Source organism: uncultured Thiodictyon sp., assembly GCF_903828115.1.
Lineage (GTDB): Bacteria > Pseudomonadota > Gammaproteobacteria > Chromatiales > Chromatiaceae > Thiodictyon.
In genome coordinates this window covers 1-18,837 of record NZ_CAIKKU010000239.1, presented here as the reverse complement: position 1 = coordinate 18,837, position 18,837 = coordinate 1, and the positions used below count along the sequence as shown (strand labels likewise).

Genomic DNA, 18,837 nt, shown 5'->3' with positions numbered 1-18,837 from the left:
CCAGCCGGGTGGGTCGGTGCGCGGGCTTCAGTTGCTCCGCTCTTTGCGGACCCCCGCCTGGTAGACCAACGCCGGACCGGTCGTCTCCACGGCCAGGCCGGTGCTGGTCTCGGGCTGGCCGAAGGGCACGCCGCCGCTCGTCTCGCTCGTCGCGCCCGACGGCGGCGCCGGCCTGGGGGGCGGGGCGCCAAAGAGGGGAACGTCGGGGATCAGATCCTCGCCGTCCTTCACGATCGAATACCCCTCCACGTCCGCGAACATATCCCGGCCCTGGGCCTCGTGACCCTCAAGCTTAATGGCGAGACGCAGTTCGTTCATCGAATCGGCGCTGCGTAAGGCGTCCTCATAGCTGATCTTGCCCGCCTCGTAGAGGGCGAACAGGGCCATGTCGAAGGTCTGCATCCCCAGTTCCCGGGACTTCTTCATGATGCCCTTGATGCCGTGCACATCGCCCTTGAAAATCAGGTCCTGGATCAGCGGCGAGTTGATCATGATCTCGATCGCGGCGATGCGCCCGCCGCTGCTGCAGGGCAGGAGCCGCTGGGAGATGACCGCCTTGAGGTTCAGCGACAGATCCATCAGCAGTTGCACCCGGCGCTCCTCGGGGAACAGATTGATGATGCGGTCCAGGGCCTGGTTGGCGCTGTTGGCGTGCAGGGTGGACAGGCACAGGTGGCCGGTCTCGGCAAAGTTGATGGCGTGCTCCATGGTCTCGCGGGCGCGGATCTCCCCGATCAGGATCACATCCGGGGCCTGGCGCAGGGTGTTCATCAGGGCGGTGTCCCAGCCCTCGGTGTCGACCCCCACCTCGCGCTGTGTGATCAGGCAGTTGCGGTGCGGATGGACATACTCCACCGGGTCCTCGATGGTGATGATGTGGCCGTAACTGTTCTTGTTGCGGTGCCCGATCATGGCCGCGAGCGAGGTCGACTTACCCGAACCGGTGCCCCCGACCACCAGGATCAGGCCCCGCTTGGTCATGATCAGGTCCTTGAGCACCGGCGGGAGATTCAGATCGTCCAGCTCCGGGATGCTGCTCGTGATGGTGCGCAGCACCGCGCCCGAAAGCCCCTGCTGGATGAAGGCGTTGACGCGGAAGCGCCCGATGCCCTGGGGGCTGATGGCAAAATTACACTCCTTGTGGGCTTCGTACTCCCGCACCTGGCGGTCGTTCATGATGGCACGCACGAGCACGCTGGTCTGCACCCCGCTCAGGGTGCGATCACTGAGCGGCGTCATGCGCCCGTCGATCTTGCAGGCGGGCGGGAAGTCCGCGGTGATGAAGAGGTCGGAGCCGTTGCGGGCCAGCATGGTCCGCAGGCAGTCGAGCATGAATTTGGTGGCTTCTTGGCGGTCCATGGGGTCCCCGGTCGCGGTCGTATGGCCTTCGGTCGCAGTGTGGTTGCATGTCGTCTAGCGGCGGCCGGTGGCACGGCCTCCGGCGTACAGACGATAGACCCGGGCAGGGGATTATGCAACCGGAGCGTCCAGGATAATACGAAGCACTATCATAATGTTAGAGAAATGGCTGGGATTGCCGATCCGGATGACGGCTGAGTCTCGCCGCCTGCCAAGCGTCCCGCAAGGTTCGCTCCCCGCCCAAGTCGGCAGACAGCGCGGGGTCGCAGAGGGGCCGCCCTTTATGGCACACTCTGCGTCATGTCGATCCGCCGCGATACCCTCTATAACTTATCGGGTCAGTTGATCCCCCTGGCGGTAACGCTGGTTACGCTCCCGACATTTCTGGGCCTGATAGGCGCAGAGCGATACGGCGCACTCGCGATTGTATGGGTATTGCTCGGGTATATGGGGCTCTTTGATCTGGGTATGTCGCGGGCGACCGCCCAACGTGTCGCGCAACTGGACCAAGCGTCATCGACCGAGCGGGCGGCTGTCGTTTGGACGGCGCTGGTGGTGATAACCGCCTTGGGGTCGATCGCTGGGCTCGTGATGTGGACTGTCGGCCAACTCGTGTTCAGCAACACCAGGCCCGGGGCGGCAGCCCTCCAAGTTGAACTGTATTGCGCGCTTCCTTGGCTTTCCCTCGCTTTGCCCGTCACCCTGAGTGCAAGCGCCTTGGCGGGCGCGCTGCAAGGAAGAGAGAAGTTCCTTTCACTCAATGTCGTACAGGTCTTGGTGACGAGCCTCGCACTGGTCCTGCCGCTGGCGGCAGCCGCGGCCGGATATACCGCCTTGGACTGGCTCATTCCGGCGACCTTGGCCCCGCGCGTCCTGGGAATCGTCCTTCTGTTCGCTCTCTGCCGCCGCCATGTCCCTCTTACGGCACCGATCGCGTTCGACGCGGGGCGCTTGCGGTCTCTGCTGGGGTATGGCGGCTGGATCTCCGTCACGGCGGTGCTGGGACCCTTGCTGGCCGTGGCTGATCGTGTGATCATCGCAACAGTCTTGGGCGCGAGTGCCGTCACCTTCTACGCCATCCCCCAAGGTTTGGTAGCCCGCGGGATTATGCTTGCGGGGAGCCTATCCGGCGCGATCTTCCCGCGTTTTGCCGTCGGCACCCGGTCCGATCGTGACGATTTGATGGGCAGTGCGCTGCAAGGGCTCGCTTTGATCATAACGCCCACTGTTTTCGTGGCGATCTGGCTGACTGCTCCGTTGCTTCACCTGTGGCTGGGGCCGGATGTTGCCGCCCAGTCAGTGCCGGTTGCTGAGGTCCTCCTCCTTGGCCTGTGGTTCAATTCGCTCGCGTACATACCCTGCGCGCGCCTGCAAGGGGCGGGGGATGCGCGAACCGTGGCCGTCGTTCACCTTGCGGAGTTGGTGCCGTATGCGCTCCTGCTGTGCGTTCTGCTATGGACTTGGGGTATCCTCGGGGCGGCGCTCGCTTGGGTTGTGCGCGTGGCTATTGATGCCGTGCTGTTACTCACTCTCAGCGGCGCTGAAATCAGAGACTACGGGCTCTTGGTAGCGCCTGTTATTATGATATTCTGCTCCACGGCGATGGTGTCCAGCTTGCCGCCATCGTCGCCGATGCGGTGGACGCTGTTTACTCTTCTTCTTGGGGCTATGGCGTTGTGGACGGCCCGTCGGGCCCCCAATGTCTTTCGACGTGTCCTGCCGCCCGGACGGGTAGCAGCGAAATGATGTCAACGGAAACGGTGTTATGGTAGCCAGGGCACTGAGCAGAATCCAATCTGAATTGTCGCGCGCCGGGCTGCGCGGGCTTTTCACAGCCATATATGATCGCTGTGTTCGCTGGTTTGGCGCCTATCGCGAACTCGACAAGAATCGATCATTCAATAATTCAATTGAACTACTCTCTTATACGCGCACACTGGCGTCGGGTTGGTTCAATCCGTGGCAGTTGGATTCTGAAATTTGCGTACTCATCGATCGGGTTAGGCGGCTCCGGCCAAAGGTGGTGTTGGAGATCGGCACTGCCGGCGGTGGTACATTGTTCATGTGGACCCGCGTTGCCGCGCCAGATGCGTTGTTGATAAGCATCGATCTTCCTGGCGGTGACGTTGGCGGCGGCTATTCCGGATGGCGGGCGCCATTGTATCGCCGCTTTGCGTTGCCGGGTCAGAAGGTAACCTTGCTGCGCGGTGATTCGCATGATCCGGGCATGGTGCGGAAGCTGGATCGCTTGCTGTCGGGCCGATCCGTCGACTTTCTTTTTATCGATGGCGATCACGCTTACGATGGGGTACGGCAGGATCACGAATGCTATGCCCGATTTGTCGGCCACGGCGGCTTGATTGCGTTTCATGACATTCATCCTGGCGACGATGCCACGACCGAAGTACCCAGGTACTGGCGCGATGTTCGTCATCGGCTAGCAGGCTCGGAAGTGATCGCGTCAACTGACCAGAGAGGATTTGGTATCGGCGTCTATGTCGTCGATGCCTCTTTGCCGCGATGTTGAGATCCTTCGACGAATTATTTGTTCCACTCTATCGTCGGCTTCCGGCGCAGTGGCAGATCAAGACCAAGGCCGCCTACGTGCGCGCACTTTCGATCGGCATCGGGGCCTGGCCGAATCCCCTCTTCTCGGAGGATGAAGTGACGGCCACGCAGGAGCTTTCTATTATCGTCCCGGTTTTTAATGCTCCTCTTGAAACGGAACGTTGCCTGCGTAGCCTTGAGCGCTTTGCCGGCAAGGCTGAGGTCATCATTATCGATGACGGATCAACGGATCAGCGGGCGAGCGCTGTCATCAGAGATTATGCCAGCCGCAATGCGTGGATTACCCGTCACAATCGACGCAATAGCTATCACAGCGGCGCCTGCATGGGCGGGGCACTTCTTGCGACACGGCCGATTCTTTGCTTCTTGAATTCCGATACGGTAGTCACGCAACACTCTTGGTCCTTGTGCATTCGCGCGCTGCGGCATGAGCCCTTGCTGATGGCGGTAGGCCCACGAACAAGTGCGGGCTTGATATCTCAGACTGACAGGCGCGCAGCACTCTGCCGCAACGTCTGGCGTGAAGAGCAGATTTTTTGGTACGCTGAGAGGCTTTTCCGTCGTTACCGTCATCGCGCTCCGCGCGTCGTCGAACCACCGGTGAGTGGCTCCGCACTATTCCTCCGAAGATTGGATTGGGAGAGGGTGGGGGGCTTCTCGGAGTGTCGGCCGCACTACGGAAACGATAGTGATCTTTGTAGAAAGCTGACCGCGTGTGGCGGTCGGGTCGCGATTTGCGATGGCGCGTATGTACACCACCTTGGTGGTTGCTCTGCTGGACCACCTTGAATAATGAATCGCCAATGGGTTGATGACGATAGATGGCCGCCATTCTATTCGGGCATCCGTGTTTGCTTTCGGGCGGTTCTGAGCTTGCTGTCGCGTGGGGTGTCCAGGCATTGCTTGGTTCCCACAAAGTCGGCATCGTAACGGGCTGTCCTTGCGATCTCGGACAGTTGAATCGACACTGTGGAACGAGTCTTGAAGAAATAGACATGGGTATATTGTGCGCCCCACAATGGCTGCGACGGGCCATTGGTCATACGGATGCCTTGCGCGGAGCGCTGTTCGCGCGCTACTTGCGCTCAGTGGCATCAGGGTTCGATGTCTGCATCAGTGGTTATAACATGATGGATTTCGGCAGGCCCGCGATCCAATTCATCGCCGATATGTCCTTCGACGATGCCTTGCGTCACCGATACCACCCGCTACCCGGGGGGGTACGGCGGCTGTTCCATCGCCCGGGAATGCTGCGCAAAGGCTATGCGACCGTGACACGCACGATCGTCGGCAGGAGCGATTACCGTGGCGTCGAAGATTGGCTGGTCGCCAACTCTACATGGACCGCCAATTTGCTCCGCTCACGCCTGGGACTGCTCAGCAATCGGGTGATCTTTCCGCCGGTCGCCGACGCTGTAGCGGCGCTTCCTTGGGCGCAGCGGGAAGCTGGGTTCGTCATTCTGGGCCGGGTCACTCACGAGAAGCGCATCGTCGGTATGATCGACATCTTGGCGCGGGTCAGGGCGGCTGGCCACGACGTGCACCTGCACCTCATGGGGACGATCGGTGATGATGAATACGGACAGATGATCCGCGACCGGATCGCGCGCAACAGTAACTGGTGTTCGGCCGTGGGCTATATGGCAGGGGCAGAGAAGATGGCGTTCTTGGCGCGCCACCGCTTCGCGATACATGGATGTCTGGGAGAGGCATTCGGTGTCGCGGTGGCGGAATATGTCAAGGCGGGATGTATTGCCTTCGTCCCGCACCAAGGGGGACCCGCGGAGATCGTCGGGACCAACGAATTGACTTACCAGGATGAAGACGAGGCGGTAGCGAAGATCGTTCGGCTGTTGGAAAATCCCGGTCGGCAGCGAGAAGTGCAGGCCTATCTCACGCAGCGGGCAACGTTGTTTTCGACCGAGCGGTTCATGACCGAGGTGCGTGTACTGGTCGCGGACTGGCTCCGGCATTGCGGTGATGCGGACATGGGTTCAAGACATGCAGGCTGATCGGGTCGCCGGGTGGAGCAATGCGTCCTGGCGCCGACTTGGGCATTGGGTCAACGATCGCCTGCCTCCGGAACTGGCGGCGTGGCTGGCGACCGGGTATTACCGTCGCCTCCTCGCCACGCTGGACCCGGGCGCCGAACCGGACTTGGCGGTGTGCCTGGGGCTGTTGCAACCAGGTGATACGGTGGTTGACGTGGGTGCCAATGTCGGACTGTACTGCTTTGCCTGCGCCAGCCGGGTCGGCCCCCGCGGTCAGGTGCTGGCATTGGAGCCCATGCCATGGACCTATGCGGTGCTGCGGCGCCTGGCCGCGCAGTCGCGCTGCCGCAACCTGACCACGCGGCGGGCCGCGGCCAGTGACGCTGACGGCTTGGTGTGGATGTCGGCACCCCGTGATCGCTGGGGGCTGACGAATCACTATTTGGCCCGGGTCACCGCGCAGCCCGACCGCCACAGCCAACGGGTGCCGAGCCTGGCCCTTGATGGGTTGCTGCGGTCGCTGTCGGTGACCTTGCTGAAGGTCGATGTGGAGGGCCACGAACTGCCCTGTCTGCAGGGTAGTCTGAAGACCATCCGCCGCTGTCGGCCAGCCTTGCTGGTGGAGATCGACGGAGCGGCGGTGGTGCCGTCGGAGTCAGCGCGCGCCGCCGTGTTCGCGCTGCTGGCCGGCGAGGGATACCGGGTCTTTACACTGGAGGACGGGCGACTGCTCCCCTGGTCAGAGCGCTCCAGCGGGGTCAACCACTGGTTCCTCCAGCCCGGGCATCTGGCGCGCATCCGTTCCTGCTGCCCGGCCTTGCTCGGCCTCGGGTAAAGCGCAAATGCGAGTCGCGTTCGTCTGTTTCTTTGCCGCGGCGCCGCCCTCGGGGGGCGCCGGCAGTGTGACTTGTGCCCTCGCCGAAGCCCTTGCAGACGACCGGCTGCTGGTGCAGCCGGGTCCCGCGGAGCGTCGCTTCCTGACCCCTGGCGGATTGCCGGTATGGCAACTGCGTCTGGTCGGCGACCGGGGTTGGCGCAAGCTCTTGGGGATACCCGGCTATGTGCGGCGGGTGGTCAGATTGGTGCAGCGGGGTCGGGTCGAGGTGGTGGTATTGGAGGGGGCGTCTTGGGTATTTTACCACTGGTGGTTGCTGCAGCGGCTGCGGCGTAGCGGGGCCCGGCTGACGGTGCTCTATCACGCCCACAACGTGGAATACGAACTGCGGCAGCAACGCCATGGGTCGCTCGTGCGGTGGCTTACCCGCTGGGCCGAGGGGCGGGTGTTACGCGGTGTGACGCAGTCCTTTGCAGTCTCGGAGCCGGACCGCGACGCCTTTCAGCGGCTCTACGGCGTGGCGCCGCTGCTGTTGCCCAACGGCGTCGATAGTCGGCGCTTCGCTGGGGTCACTGCGGCCGCGAGCGCCGTCTGTCGGCGGATGCATCAACTGGGGGAAGACGTGATCCTGTTCATGGGCTCCTATACCTATCCGCCGAACCGCGAGGCGATCGATTTCCTGGTGACCGGCGTGCTGCCGCTGGTCCTGGCGCACTGCCCGCGCGTGGAGTTGGCCATCATCGGCGGCCCGGTGCCCTATCGGCGTCCATGGCTGCGGGCCGCCGGACTGCTGCCGGACGAGCAGGTCCCGCCGTTCATCCGCTGTTGTACGGTCAGCGTGGCACCGATCTTTTCCGGCTCCGGGACGCGACTGAAAATCCTGGAGTCCCTGGCGGCCGGCGTGCCGGTGGTGGCAACTCGCAAGGGCGCCGAGGGCCTGACGCTTGCGCCCGGCGTCGAGATCCTGCTGGCGGAGGGTGCGGCGGACTTTGCCGCGGCGCTGGTGGCGTTGCTCCGGGACCCCGATCGGCGCCGACAACTGGGCGCCTGCGGTCAGCGCCAGGTCGCCAGCCGCTACGATTGGACGGTCCTGGTCCCGACGCTGTCGCGGGTGATCGCTGCCGACGTCGGCCAGCGGGCACGGACCTGAGGTCGTCGGCCGTGCCGATGCCTGCCACGATCCCAAGCGCGGCCAGCGGTTGTGCGCCGTCCCGCCCCCGCGTCCTGGTCTGTGCCTATGCCTGCCATCCGACCCGGGGTTCAGAGGAGGCGGTGGGCTGGAATTGGGTGCAGGCGCTGGCCTCATTTTGCGAGGTCACGGTCATCACGGCGGTCTTTCATCGTGATGCGATCGAGGCTTGCCTGCGGACCACCAAGGCCCCCTGGGCGGCGCATGTCGCGTTCATCTATCCCGCCCCCCGCCCCTGGCATTACCGGCCAACCCCAGCTTGGCGCAGGATTGAGGGCTCCTTGCTCAAGCCGCTGATGCACTTTGCCTATCGCAGCTGGCTGCGCGCAGCGGCGCGGATCGCGGCCCGGCTTGTCGCAGAGCGGCACTTTGATTTGACGCACCAACTCACCTATGTCGGATTTCGCTTTCCCGGGGGACTTTGGCGCCTCTCGCCCCCCTTCGTCTGGGGTCCCATCGGGGGCATGGAGGATACCCCATGGCGGTTGTTCGGCGCGCTGGGGCCCGTCGGCATGCTCTATTTCGGCGGGCGTAATCTTATGAATCGACTCCATCGTTGGCTCTTGAGGACACCACGGCAGGCGGCGTTGCGCGCCGGCCCCGGTCTGATCGCCGCCACCAGCGGCATCGCCGGGGCCCTGCAACGCTGCTATGGTTGCCCCAGCACCATCGTCAGCGAGGTGACTGCACCGACCTTGCGGGCCGGCATCCTGACCCGGCGCGCGCCGGATGAGCCGCTGCGCATCGCCTGGAGTGGCGAGCACGCGCCGGGGAAGGCGCTGCCTCTACTGCTCCACGCGCTGGCCGGGCTGCCCGATTCGGTGGCCTGGAGACTCACGGTTTTCGGTAGCGGTTCGTGCACGCGGCGCTGGCACCGGCTGTCCCGCAAGCTCGGGTTGGAGGCCTGCTGTCGCTGGCGGGGTCAGGTGCCCCGGCAGGTGATGCTCACGGCCCTTGATGAGGCCCATCTCTTCGTCATTACCAGTCTCAAGGACCTGACCTCGACGGTCTTGGTGGAGGCCTTGAGTCGCGGGGTGCCCGTGCTCTGTCCGGATCATTGCGGGTTTACCGATGCGGTTACCCCCACCTGCGGTATCCGGTTGCCGATCGCGTCGCCGCCGACGTTCGTCGGCGCGCTGCGCGCCTCGCTCTTGCTGCTGCACGCGGACGAGGCCCGCCGCCGCGCTCTGGCGGCCGGTGCCCGGCGGCGCGCCCACGATTTTAGTATCGAGGCCAAGGCCCTGGCGCTGGAGGCAATCTATACGCGGGTGCGCGGGCCTGCGCACCGATGAGCAGGCCCGGCTTTACGGTTGCCGGTACCACCCCGCGAGTCTGGATAGGATGGCTCGCCCTGACACTTTGGCTCGGTTGCTGGGCGGGGATCAACGCCGGCCCCTGGTATCTGGAAGAGCCGCCGCAGGACCTCGTCAGTTGGGTCAATACACTGCGTACGCTGGGGCCGCTGCTGCCCCTCGTCCTCTGGCCCCTGTTGTCGCCGCTGCTGCGCCAGCCACACCGGCTGCCGACACTGGCCGAGGGCCTCTGGATCGGTTATGCACTGTTGTCACTGCAAGCCGCGCTGCTGACCGGCGCCGATTTCCCGGTCTGGTACTGGGCACTCGCCTATCTCGGCGTATTCGCGGCTATCGACGGGGCCTTTGGCGGCGTCGATCCGCTGTCGCGGGCGATGGCGACCAATCGCCTGGTCTGGCTGTTGGCGACCTTGTTGTTCGTTTGGATGCTGTTCTTCGCCCGCGACGTCCTGCTGGTGCAGGGGAAGCTTGGGATAACAGCCCACGGGTTGGTCAACCGGGCGGATCTCGGTCGGTTCGGGCCGATCTCGCGCTCCACCGGCATGGCGCGTCTGGCCGTGGTCCCCGCGGTCGTCGGCTTGGTGATGGCGCTGGAGCGGCGCGGCCTGCGGCGCCTGCCGTGGGCGGCGCTGGGCCTGGCCGCGATGCTGGCGATCTGGTTGCTTCAGGCCCGTCAAGGCATCTTCGGGACGGCCTTTGCGCTCGGTCTTGTGGCCTGGCTGTCCGGCGGGCGGGCACGGTTCGTCGGCATCGCCATGACGGTGCTGGCCGGGCTGGCGCTGCTCGGAGGGCTGTTTCCGCAAGACTGGTTGGACTACGTCACCGGGTTCGCAACCCGCGGCGATGGGATGTTGAAATTGCAGTCGATGACCGGCCGAAACCTGATCTGGCGCGCAGGCTGGCGGGCGGTTGAGCAGGCGCCGTGGCTCGGTTTCGGTCCGCAGGCGGATCGCCGCCTGATCGGCCTGAATGCGCAGAACGGACTGTTGTACGCTGCCCTGGCGGCCGGCTATCCGGGCGCCGCACTGTATCTCGGCGGGCTGCTGTGGGGCTGGGTGTTGTTCGTCCGGGCGCTGCTGCGCGGTTATGCGAGGGACGGCGCGGAGCGGCTGTTCCTGCTCCAGGTCGGCGGTATCATGGCCTATCTCACCATACGTAACATCCCAGAGAACACCGCCGCCTTGTACAGTGTCGATTTGTTGCTGCACGCGCCGCTGCTCGCCTATCTCGGCACCCTCGACCGGGTGCGGGGGCCAGCCTGGCGGCGCGCCCGCCAGGCGTCGGCGCGACCACCCTGGGCCTTGGCCTAGCACCAGTCCGGTCGGCCTGTAGGCCGGACCGCCCGGGGTGCGCCGGTGATGCCTGTCTGAACGTCTGAAGATTCGGCGAGGAAGAACATGAGTTTGGCCCTGATTGATGGTGTTGGCGCGGTCCCGGCTGGCGATTGGACCAAGGCGGTCCCCGCATGAACAACCACCTGACCCTGGTCTGCGGTGCCGGCGGATTCATCGGCGCACACCTGGTACGGCGGCTGAAGGCGATGGGCCGCCGGGTGCGCGGCGTGGACCTGAAGCTGCCGCCCTTTGCCCCCAGCGCGGCGGACGAGTTCGTCCAGGGCGACCTGCGCGATCCCGACCTGGCGGCCCGCGTGGTGGCCGGTAGCCGCGTGGTCTATCAACTCGCCGCCGACATGGGCGGCGCCGGTTTCGTCTTCACCGGCGACCACGACGCCGAGATCATGCACAACTCCTCGCAGATCAATCTCAACGTCCTTGAGGCCTGCCGCCGTGCCGGCGTGGGCCAAATATTCTACTCCTCGTCGGCCTGCGTCTATCCGCGCCACAACCAGCACGACCCCGCGGCGCCGACCACGGCCGAGGACTCGGTCTGCCCGGCGGACCCCGACAGCGACTATGGCTGGGAGAAGCTGTTCAGCGAACGTCTGTATTTTGCCTACGCCAGGAACCACGGCCTGCGGGTGCGGGTCGCCCGGCTCCATAACGTCTTCGGCCCGGAAGGGAGCTGGAACGATGGGCGCGAGAAGGCCCCCGCGGCCCTCTGCCGCAAGGTCGCCGCGGCCCCTGTGGGTGGCAGCATCGAGATCTGGGGCGATGGGGAGCAGACGCGCTCTTTCCTCGCCATCGATGAATGCCTCGAGGGGGTGCAGCGCTTCATGGCGTCGGACTTCTGCGGCCCGCTGAACATCGGTTCGGCGGAGATGGTCTCGATCGACCAACTGGCGCGGATGATCATGGAGATTGCCGACAAGCCCCTGACCATCGAGCACATCCCCGGTCCGCTCGGGGTGCGCGGGCGCACCTCGGACAACCGCCTGATCCGCGCCCGACTCGGCTGGGCCCCCAGCCGGCCCTTGCGCGAGGGCCTGGCGGCGACCTACGGCTGGATCGCGACTCAGGTGGCGGCGGCTGGGGATGCGCTATGAGCGACACTGCAATGGCTGGTGCCGGGATGCCCCAGGGCCAGACACCACGCTCAAGGGTGCCAATCCTGGGCGCACAGATTGACAGCCTGGATGCCGCTGATGCGGTTGCCCGCATTGAGGGCTGGATCGCGGAGCGCCCCCCACGGTCGCGCCATGTCGTGGTGACCGGCTTCCATGGCATCTGGATCGGTCATCGGGACCCGAGCTTTCGTGCGATCCTGAATCGGGCCGACCTGTTCTGTCCCGATGGCATTGCGCCTATCTGGCTAGCGCGACTGCGCGGCGAGCCCCTGCCGGAGCGTATACCGGGTGCCGAGCTGATGCGTCGGCTGCTGGTCGCCGCCGACACGCGGGGTTATTCCAGCTTCTTCTACGGCGACACCGCGGCGACCCTGGACGCACTAAGTCAGCGCCTCTGCCGCGTCTACCCGGGTCACCGCATCGCCGGCGTCCGCTCGCCGCCCTTCCGACCCTTAAGCCCCGCCGAGGTCGCGGCCGACATCGACCGGATCAATGCCTCCGGGGCCGACCTGCTGTGGGTCGGGCTTGGCCTGCCGAAACAGGAGCGTTGGATCGACGCCCACCGGGAGCGGCTGCGGGTGCCGGTGGTGATCGGTGTCGGCGCCGCCTTCGGCTTCCTCAGCGGACAGGTGGCGCGGGTGCCGACCTGGCTGGGGGAGGCCGGTTTCGAGTGGCTCTGGCGCCTCATCATGGAGCCACGCAAGCTGTGGCAGCGGGACCTCATTGATGGTCCACAGTTTCTCTACCACGGGCTGCGCGAGAGCATCGCGTATCGGTTGCGGCGCCGGGATGACCGCTGAGGCGGCGCTGCGGTGCTCGACCTCGCCGACCATCGCCGGCGGCGCAAGCATCCGCCCGGGCACCGGTGACGCCCTGAACCGGGTTCTGGGGACCGGTTGGGACCTGATCGTCTCACTGGAAGTGATCGAGCACCTCTTCGCCCCCCGCCGCTTCGTCGCCGAGATGTTCGACCTTCTTCGGCCTGGCGGGGTTTTCATTGTCACCACGGCTTACCATGGTTACTTCAAGAATCTGGCGGTCTGTTGGTCCGCGACGAGATCCAGGGGCGGTTTCGCGCGGCGGTCGCGCGTCTGCATCTGCACCCGGGGGGTGGCCGTGGGACCGTCTGCGGACGGGCGCGGCGGGCGCCTGCATTGGGACGGGCACGACCTTGGCGGGGGCGGCGGCGGTGCGGTTCGTGCCGTCGAGCTATCACCCCCGCTTCGGGGTCAGTGAGCCCTGTGTCTGCATTGATCCCGTCCAAGCTGTTCTAGGCGATGGGGGAGGGGACTGCCGATCCTGCTGGCCATGCCGGATGGCGAGGCGGTGCAGATCGTGCGGCGGGCCGGCGCCGGGCTCTGGGTCGGTGCCGGGGACCCGCGGGCCCTGGCGTGGGCGGTTCGCGACTGGCCGCGGACCCGGTTCGGGTGGCGCGCCTCGCCGCGGCCAGCCTGGCGGCGGCCGGGACCTATTCACGGGACGCGCTGGCGGCGCACATGCTCGCCGTGCTCGCGGCCACCGCCCGGTGTCGCGTCGCTCGAGGCCGCCCCTGGGAGCGCTGAGCACCCGCCCGGCGCCGATCACGCTAAAAGGGAATATCGTCGTCGAACGGCATACCGCCGCCCTGATCGGGGGCGGGGGGAGCGGCAGAGCGAGCGCCGCCCGCAGGGGCCGCTGCCGGAGCTGCCGGAGCGCGCGGGGCGTCGTCGTAGGGGACCGATGACCCGCCGCCGGGGCGGCCGTCGAGCATCTGCATGGTGCCGCCGACACCTACATAGACCTCAGTCGTGTAGCGGTCTAGCCCCTCCTTGTCCTGCCACTTGCGCGTGCGCAACTGGCCCTCGATATAGACCTTCGATCCCTTGTGGAGGTACTGCTTGACGATCTCGGCCAGCTTGCCGAAGAACACCACCCGATGCCATTCGGTGCGTTCCTGGGTCTCGCCGGTGTTCTTATCCTTCCAGGACTCGCTGGTGGCGATGCTGATGGTGGCCATCGCATCCCCGCTCTGCGTGTAGCGAACATCCGGCTCGTTGCCTAAGTTACCGATCAGGATGACTTTGTTGACGCCTCTGGACATGATCTCCCTCGCACCCGCTCAATGCGGGTCAGCAGTAATGACAAGGACTAGCTACGGGACCGGGGGCGCGGCCTGCCTCAGCCGACCACCGCGGCCAATCTTGCCGAATCCAGTTCGCGGCTGTCCACCTTCAGATAGGCGACCCCCTCCTCCAGCACCACCACCGCGTCGCGCACCCCGGGGACGGCCAGCAGGCGCCGCTCCAGGTCCAGGATGGCGTCGGCGCCGATGGGTCCGACCGGGACCATTTGGTTGGTCACCCGCTGCGGGGCGCCCATGGTGGCGGCCACCAGCAGCCAGGCGAGCGCGCACAGGGCGGCGAACACGAAGACCGCGGGGGCGCCCAGGTACTGGTTCACCAGCCCCCCGGTCATGCCGCCCAGGAAGGCGCCGATGAACTGGGAGGTGGAGTAGACCCCCATGGCGGTGCCCTTGGCCCCGGCCCGGGCGATCTTGGAGATCATCGAGGGCAGCAGGGCCTCCAGCAAGTTGACGCCGGTGAAGAAGACCGCGAGCAGGATCATCAACGGCGCAAGCTCAGTGGCCCAGACGGAGAACCCGAGCGCGGCTAAACCCACGGTGACGATGCCCCCCATAAAGACCTGTTTGATGCGCCCGCGCCCCTCCGCGATGATGACGAACGGAACCATCGCCAACAGGCCGAGCAGCAGCACCGGCAGGTAGACCTCCCAGTGGTCGGCGTTGATCACGCCCGCCTTCACCAGCGAGGGCGGGATGACCAGGAACATGCCGGTCATCATCAGGTGCAGCGAGAAGATGCCGAAGTTGAGCCGCAGCAATTGGCCGTCGCGCAGCACCACCATCAGTTGACTCGCGACCGGCTCCGCGTCCCGGTGCACCGAGCGGTGTTTGGGGTTCGGCACCACCAGCCACAGCACCAGGATGCCGGCGAAGGCGAGCAGGGCGGTGACCCAGAAGATCCCCGCGAGCCCCCAGAACCGGGCGATGACCGGGGCGATGATGAAGGCGAGCCCGAAGGCGATGCCGATGCTGGCGCCGACCCCGGCCATGGCGCGGGTGCGTACCTCGTCCCGGGTCAGGTCCGCGGCGAGCGCCGTGACCGCGGCGGACACGGCCCCGGCCCCCTGGATCACCCGGCCCAGGATCACCCCCTCGATGCTGGTGGCCAGCGCGGCCATCACGCTCCCCAGTACAAAGACCGCGAGCCCGCCGTAGATCACCGGCTTGCGCCCGATCCGGTCGGACAGCATCCCAAACGGGATCTGGAGGATGGCCTGGGTGAGCCCGTAGGCGCCGATGGCGAGCCCGATCAGGAGCGGCGTCGCCCCCGTGTAGCCGTCCGCGTGGAGGACGAAGACCGGCAGGATCAGGAACAATCCCAGCATCCGCAGGCCATAGATGCCGGCCAGGCCGAGCGAGGCGCGACGTTCGTCGGGGGTCAGAGGGATGACTGCAGGTTTGGCAGGGCTCACGGCGCGGACGCTGGGGTGACGGCAAAGGCCGGATGATACCAGCTTCGGTCCGCCGGGGGCGGCCGGGCCCGAACTGGGTGCGATCAGACCTGATGTGGTGACCGAGATTGCGGGTACGCTGTCGTTGTCGTTGTCGTTGTCGTTGTCGTTGTCGTTGTCGTAATCGTGGTCGGATTATTCGATTACGACAACGACCACGACGCCCGGTCCGCGAGAACGTCCGGTCGCTGTCGCTGTAGGATACGCATCGCGTACCCGGCTCCGGCGGTCGTGGCAGCTTGGCGGACACGCGATGCATACCCTACGTAATGTGAAATAATACATCAGTTCTGATCGCACCCTCCGGGCGGCCGTGGGCGGGGAGCTCGAGTGGGTGGGGCTGGTCATCCGGGGCGTGTGCGGGGTGGCCGGTCCGCGCAGCGGACCCTACGGCGCCGGGTCGTGCAGGGGCCGGGCGCTCGTCGGCGCGGCGCTCAAGCCGATCGATGGACGAGCGCTGTCGGCAATAGCCATGATCTTTTTCGAGTTGTTCGCGTTTTTCGCGGACTGATTCGCCGCTCTGGGGTTATTCTAGCCAGGCGGGGGCGACCCGGTGCAACCGGGGCCGTGAATCCCCATCTTCGGCACTGATTCGAGTCCGTCCGACGCCAACCCCGACTCCCTGCCCCGAGACCTTGCTATGGAATATAAGGATTACTACAAGACCCTGGGTGTCGCCCGCGATGCCACCGCGGACGACATCAAGCGCGCCTACCGCAAGCTGGCGCGCAAGTACCATCCGGACGTGAGCAAGGAGCCGAACGCCGAGGCCCGCTTCAAGGATGTCAACGAGGCGCAGGAGGTCTTGAAGGACCCGCAGAAGCGCGCCGCCTACGACGCGCTCGGCAACAACTGGCGGGCCGGCCAGGACTTCCGGCCGCCCCCGGGCGGGGCCGGGGCCCAGCAGGGATTCCACTTCGACCCCAACGAAACGGGCGATTTCAGCGACTTTTTCTCGAGCCTGTTCAACCGCGAGTTCCGCGGCGCTGGTGCCGGCGGGGGCGGCGCACCGCGCAAGCGCCGCGGCCAGGACCAGACCGTGCGGGTCCAGATCGACCTGGAGGACGCCTTCCAGGGCGCCACCCGCCAACTGCGCCTGGAGGTTCCGGAGCTGGGCGCGGACGGGCACATGACCAGCCACGAACGCACGCTCAACGTTCGCATTCCGGCGGGGGTCACCCAGGGCCGCCAGATTCGCTTAAGCGGCCAGGGCGCACCCGGGGTGCATGGCGGGCCGGCCGGGAACCTGTACCTGGAGGTGGACATCCGGCCGCACCGGCACTTCACCGTGGACGGCAAGGACATCGCGTTGCGCCTGCCCATCGCCCCCTGGGAGGCGGCCCTGGGTGCGACCATCCCGGTGCCGACCCTGGGCGGGCCGGTGAACCTCAAGATTCCGCCGGGGTCTCAGACCGGCAAGCGGATGCGCCTGAAGGGGCGCGGGCTCCCCGGCGATCCGCCGGGCGACGAGATGGTCATCCTGGAGATCGTGGTGCCGTCGGCCAAGACCGAGGAGGCGCGACGGGTCTTCGAGCACATGGCCGAGCAGTTGCACTTCAACCCGCGTGCGGAGCTGGGGGTCTAAGACCATGGTAAAGAGCGAAACACGCATCGAAGGGGTCGTCATGGACGAGGGGTTTGTCGTCACCCTCGCGGAACTGACCCAACTGTGCGGCTCCAGTGGCCGCACCCTGCAACTACTGGTAGGTGAGGGGGTGCTGCGACCGCGGGCCGGCGGCGCGCCGGGCGAGTGGCGCTTCGACGGTGTGGCGGTACAGCGGGCCCGCCGGGCCTTGCGCCTGCGCCATGACCTGGAGCTCAACCTGTCCGGCACCGCCCTGGCACTGGATCTCCTCGATGAGATGGAGGCCCTGCGCGAGCGCATCCGCGCCCTGGAGCACCAGCTCGGCACACTGGGCGGACGCGACCGCGGTTAGACTTCGCCCGCGCCCCCGGAGCGGAAAATGTCATGCAAACCTTGACCCTTCCCCACGCGGATGACTTGCTTCTCACCTCCCGTCGTCGTTGCCGACAGCGGTCCTTTGATCGCCCTGTCGGTCATTGGTCAGTTGGAGTTGCTGCGGCGATTATATGGCCAAGTATTGGCACCCCCGGCGGTTTGGGAAGAGGTGACGGTACGGGGCCGTGGACTACCGGGGGCACATGAAGTCGGCCAATTGTCCTGGCTGGAAATCAAGGCCCCTGAAACAGCGTTGTGGCAAGGCTTGGCGATCCTGGTTGACCGGGGAGAGGCGGAAGCGGTTGCTCTGGCAATGAAAGCAGAGCTTTCGGGGCCGCATTCCCAACCTGCACGTTAATATTCGGGGGAGATATGCAATTATCTAAGAGGTATCATCCTGATCGATATCGGATGACCCGTCCGTTTGCCAAGCAAGTTGTAAACATTTACCAGAACCTTTCTGGCACAACAACCCTGGCAAATCCAGAAACATTTCATGCCATCACTGAACATATTAAAGCAAAGTACAATGATGAAATCATGGCGCTTCCGTTCGAAAAACGGCCCGAGAATTTGCAGCTGGCAATGCATGAGTGCTCTCTTGCCATGCATTATGCAGCATACTTCTGTCATGGAAGGCAAATATTTAATTTTAACGATGAGATTACAGAACAATTTAGGCACACCGATGTTGACGAAATAAAGATAGGAACACTATCACTTCCCTACTCATCATTTTACATGAGCTTCGGCAAACAATCCGATCTTAATCTTTACAATGAGGGGCGATTCGTTGATGGCGCATATATTTCCATTATTCCATTGCTCGATAACCCAGTGTTGCAAATACTATTATCAACCTGTCCAGATAACCTCAGCGAGGGTCAAGAAAAATTAGATTGGATACTGCATGAGGACAAATATTACTATCTCGCACTATCGCTAGAAAATAAACTAGAGTCCATATCGGTTGTAGCAGAACGGGCTCTAAGAGATGACATGGATTACACACGAAAATCCGCCGAAGAGGCGATCATTGAATTTGAGAAAATGGGGGCGAGACACAGAAGAACGGACAGCCTCAAGGTAGAACTAGCCGAACAGAATTCCGGCTACCCTATATTTCGCGAAGCATTGAAGCTAATAATTAACGGCTTAATATTGAATTAAGATGGTCTGCCGATACGCCGAAGACTTTGTTGGAAAAGATAGATGGCGCACGAAAGCCCAAGGACATTCAGCGCACCATATCTAAACTGACATCGATGGGCTACACAAAAATTCACTTTTGCGGCAAAGCATTCGAGCCTCAAAATACCGACCACTTCGGTGTAGGCAGCGAAATAAGGGCGCATTGGCGACGCGGCCATTGGCGCAATCAGCCTTGTGGGCCGCAGCTTTCCGGCAGAAAGCTAATATGGATTATGCCAGTTCTTGTCAGAAAGTAGCCGTTCAGAGACCCCTTGACCGCTGCCTCCAGCCCGCTCAGGATGTCCCCCTACGTTGCCCGCTGATACCGCGCCACTGACCGATGCACCTGAGCGACCACAGCCTCAACCAGCTTGATGAAGCCTACGTCCAGGCC

General features: G+C 64.5%; 20 protein-coding genes. 17 read left to right on the top strand and 3 right to left on the bottom strand.

Annotated elements, in window-relative coordinates; translation table 11 throughout:
- Positions 1 to 27 precede the first annotated feature (27 nt).
- Complete coding sequence (locus QZY48_RS08870; RefSeq protein ID WP_295430238.1) at positions 28 to 1,359, bottom strand: PilT/PilU family type 4a pilus ATPase; 1,332 nt, start codon at positions 1,357 to 1,359, stop codon at positions 28 to 30.
- Positions 1,360 to 1,659: 300 nt separating this feature from the next.
- On the opposite strand from QZY48_RS08870, the gene QZY48_RS08865 reads away from it, so the two are divergent.
- The 12 genes from QZY48_RS08865 (at position 1,660) to QZY48_RS08810 (ending at position 13,281) form a co-directional block, all read left to right on the top strand.
- Positions 1,660 to 3,105 carry a flippase gene (locus tag QZY48_RS08865; RefSeq protein WP_295430236.1) on the top strand — a complete coding sequence of 482 codons (1,446 nt, stop codon included), beginning with the start codon at positions 1,660 to 1,662 and terminating at the stop codon, positions 3,103 to 3,105.
- 19 nt (positions 3,106 to 3,124) lie between these two features.
- Complete coding sequence (locus QZY48_RS08860; protein ID WP_295430234.1) at positions 3,125 to 3,886, top strand: class I SAM-dependent methyltransferase; 762 nt, start codon at positions 3,125 to 3,127, stop codon at positions 3,884 to 3,886.
- A complete protein-coding gene (locus tag QZY48_RS08855) occupies positions 3,880 to 4,716 on the top strand; it encodes a glycosyltransferase (protein ID WP_295430232.1) in 837 nt (278 codons plus the stop codon). The genes QZY48_RS08860 and QZY48_RS08855 overlap by 7 nt, the downstream gene beginning before the upstream one ends.
- Positions 4,717 to 4,748: 32 nt before the next feature.
- On the top strand, positions 4,749 to 5,939 hold the full coding sequence (locus QZY48_RS08850; RefSeq protein WP_295430230.1) for a glycosyltransferase: 1,191 nt from the start codon (positions 4,749 to 4,751) through the stop codon (positions 5,937 to 5,939).
- Entirely contained in the window at positions 5,929 to 6,753 is an 825-nt protein-coding gene (locus tag QZY48_RS08845) for an FkbM family methyltransferase (protein ID WP_295430228.1), read from the top strand. The genes QZY48_RS08850 and QZY48_RS08845 overlap by 11 nt, the downstream gene beginning before the upstream one ends.
- Before the next feature lie 7 nt (positions 6,754 to 6,760).
- Positions 6,761 to 7,903, top strand: a complete 1,143-nt coding sequence (locus QZY48_RS08840; RefSeq protein WP_295430226.1) for a glycosyltransferase family 4 protein — start codon at positions 6,761 to 6,763, stop codon at positions 7,901 to 7,903.
- Between the two features lie 17 nt (positions 7,904 to 7,920).
- Positions 7,921 to 9,234: a glycosyltransferase gene (locus QZY48_RS08835; RefSeq protein ID WP_295430224.1), complete on the top strand. Its 1,314-nt coding sequence runs from the start codon at positions 7,921 to 7,923 to the stop codon at positions 9,232 to 9,234.
- The gene (locus QZY48_RS08830; protein ID WP_295430222.1) at positions 9,231 to 10,565 is read left to right on the top strand and encodes an O-antigen ligase family protein; all 1,335 of its coding nucleotides are present in this window, start codon (positions 9,231 to 9,233) and stop codon (positions 10,563 to 10,565) included. Before QZY48_RS08835 ends, QZY48_RS08830 begins: the two co-directional genes overlap by 4 nt.
- 155 nt (positions 10,566 to 10,720) lie before the next feature.
- Positions 10,721 to 11,698, top strand: coding sequence for an NAD-dependent epimerase/dehydratase family protein (locus QZY48_RS08825; RefSeq protein ID WP_295430220.1), 978 nt, complete (start codon positions 10,721 to 10,723; stop codon positions 11,696 to 11,698).
- Positions 11,695 to 12,519 (top strand): WecB/TagA/CpsF family glycosyltransferase, encoded by an 825-nt coding sequence (locus tag QZY48_RS08820; protein ID WP_295430219.1) that lies wholly within the window; start codon positions 11,695 to 11,697, stop codon positions 12,517 to 12,519. Before QZY48_RS08825 ends, QZY48_RS08820 begins: the two co-directional genes overlap by 4 nt.
- Positions 12,446 to 12,955 (top strand): methyltransferase domain-containing protein, encoded by a 510-nt coding sequence (locus QZY48_RS08815; protein WP_295430217.1) that lies wholly within the window; start codon positions 12,446 to 12,448, stop codon positions 12,953 to 12,955. The genes QZY48_RS08820 and QZY48_RS08815 overlap by 74 nt, the downstream gene beginning before the upstream one ends.
- A 155-nt stretch (positions 12,956 to 13,110) precedes the next feature.
- Entirely contained in the window at positions 13,111 to 13,281 is a 171-nt protein-coding gene (locus QZY48_RS08810) for a hypothetical protein (RefSeq protein WP_295430215.1), read from the top strand.
- Between the two features lie 23 nt (positions 13,282 to 13,304).
- On the opposite strand, the gene ssb is transcribed toward QZY48_RS08810, so the two are convergent.
- The gene (gene ssb / locus QZY48_RS08805; protein WP_295430213.1) at positions 13,305 to 13,799 is read right to left on the bottom strand and encodes a single-stranded DNA-binding protein; all 495 of its coding nucleotides are present in this window, start codon (positions 13,797 to 13,799) and stop codon (positions 13,305 to 13,307) included.
- 77 nt (positions 13,800 to 13,876) lie between these two features.
- Complete coding sequence (locus QZY48_RS08800) at positions 13,877 to 15,253, bottom strand: MFS transporter (protein WP_295430211.1); 1,377 nt, start codon at positions 15,251 to 15,253, stop codon at positions 13,877 to 13,879.
- A 373-nt stretch (positions 15,254 to 15,626) separates the two neighbouring features.
- On the opposite strand from QZY48_RS08800, the gene QZY48_RS08795 reads away from it, so the two are divergent.
- The 5 genes from QZY48_RS08795 (at position 15,627) to QZY48_RS08775 (ending at position 18,422) form a co-directional block, all read left to right on the top strand.
- Positions 15,627 to 15,803: a hypothetical protein gene (locus tag QZY48_RS08795; protein ID WP_295430209.1), complete on the top strand. Its 177-nt coding sequence runs from the start codon at positions 15,627 to 15,629 to the stop codon at positions 15,801 to 15,803.
- A gap of 129 nt (positions 15,804 to 15,932) precedes the next feature.
- Positions 15,933 to 16,877 (top strand): DnaJ C-terminal domain-containing protein, encoded by a 945-nt coding sequence (locus QZY48_RS08790; RefSeq protein ID WP_295430207.1) that lies wholly within the window; start codon positions 15,933 to 15,935, stop codon positions 16,875 to 16,877.
- A gap of 4 nt (positions 16,878 to 16,881) precedes the next feature.
- The gene (locus tag QZY48_RS08785; RefSeq protein WP_295430205.1) at positions 16,882 to 17,229 is read left to right on the top strand and encodes a chaperone modulator CbpM; all 348 of its coding nucleotides are present in this window, start codon (positions 16,882 to 16,884) and stop codon (positions 17,227 to 17,229) included.
- A 60-nt stretch (positions 17,230 to 17,289) separates the two neighbouring features.
- Entirely contained in the window at positions 17,290 to 17,610 is a 321-nt protein-coding gene (locus tag QZY48_RS08780) for a hypothetical protein (protein WP_295430203.1), read from the top strand.
- Positions 17,611 to 17,663: 53 nt separating this feature from the next.
- Positions 17,664 to 18,422, top strand: coding sequence for a hypothetical protein (locus QZY48_RS08775; protein ID WP_295430202.1), 759 nt, complete (start codon positions 17,664 to 17,666; stop codon positions 18,420 to 18,422).
- The last annotated feature ends 415 nt before the right edge of the window (positions 18,423 to 18,837 follow it).

Bases quoted from the DNA above. Each gene is read 5' to 3' on its own strand.
- QZY48_RS08870 (WP_295430238.1), bottom strand. From the start codon at position 1,359: ATGGACCGCCAAGAAGCCACCAAATTCATGCTCGACTGCCTGCGGACC.
- QZY48_RS08865 (WP_295430236.1), top strand. From the start codon at position 1,660: ATGTCGATCCGCCGCGATACCCTCTATAACTTATCGGGTCAGTTGATC.
- QZY48_RS08860 (WP_295430234.1), top strand. From the start codon at position 3,125: ATGGTAGCCAGGGCACTGAGCAGAATCCAATCTGAATTGTCGCGCGCC.
- QZY48_RS08855 (WP_295430232.1), top strand. From the start codon at position 3,880: ATGTTGAGATCCTTCGACGAATTATTTGTTCCACTCTATCGTCGGCTT.
- QZY48_RS08850 (WP_295430230.1), top strand. From the start codon at position 4,749: ATGGCCGCCATTCTATTCGGGCATCCGTGTTTGCTTTCGGGCGGTTCT.
- QZY48_RS08845 (WP_295430228.1), top strand. From the start codon at position 5,929: ATGCAGGCTGATCGGGTCGCCGGGTGGAGCAATGCGTCCTGGCGCCGA.
- QZY48_RS08840 (WP_295430226.1), top strand. From the start codon at position 6,761: ATGCGAGTCGCGTTCGTCTGTTTCTTTGCCGCGGCGCCGCCCTCGGGG.
- QZY48_RS08835 (WP_295430224.1), top strand. From the start codon at position 7,921: ATGCCTGCCACGATCCCAAGCGCGGCCAGCGGTTGTGCGCCGTCCCGC.
- QZY48_RS08830 (WP_295430222.1), top strand. From the start codon at position 9,231: ATGAGCAGGCCCGGCTTTACGGTTGCCGGTACCACCCCGCGAGTCTGG.
- QZY48_RS08825 (WP_295430220.1), top strand. From the start codon at position 10,721: ATGAACAACCACCTGACCCTGGTCTGCGGTGCCGGCGGATTCATCGGC.
- QZY48_RS08820 (WP_295430219.1), top strand. From the start codon at position 11,695: ATGAGCGACACTGCAATGGCTGGTGCCGGGATGCCCCAGGGCCAGACA.
- QZY48_RS08815 (WP_295430217.1), top strand. From the start codon at position 12,446: ATGGTCCACAGTTTCTCTACCACGGGCTGCGCGAGAGCATCGCGTATC.
- ssb (WP_295430213.1), bottom strand. From the start codon at position 13,799: ATGTCCAGAGGCGTCAACAAAGTCATCCTGATCGGTAACTTAGGCAAC.
- QZY48_RS08790 (WP_295430207.1), top strand. From the start codon at position 15,933: ATGGAATATAAGGATTACTACAAGACCCTGGGTGTCGCCCGCGATGCC.
- QZY48_RS08785 (WP_295430205.1), top strand. From the start codon at position 16,882: ATGGTAAAGAGCGAAACACGCATCGAAGGGGTCGTCATGGACGAGGGG.
- QZY48_RS08780 (WP_295430203.1), top strand. From the start codon at position 17,290: ATGACTTGCTTCTCACCTCCCGTCGTCGTTGCCGACAGCGGTCCTTTG.
- QZY48_RS08775 (WP_295430202.1), top strand. From the start codon at position 17,664: ATGACCCGTCCGTTTGCCAAGCAAGTTGTAAACATTTACCAGAACCTT.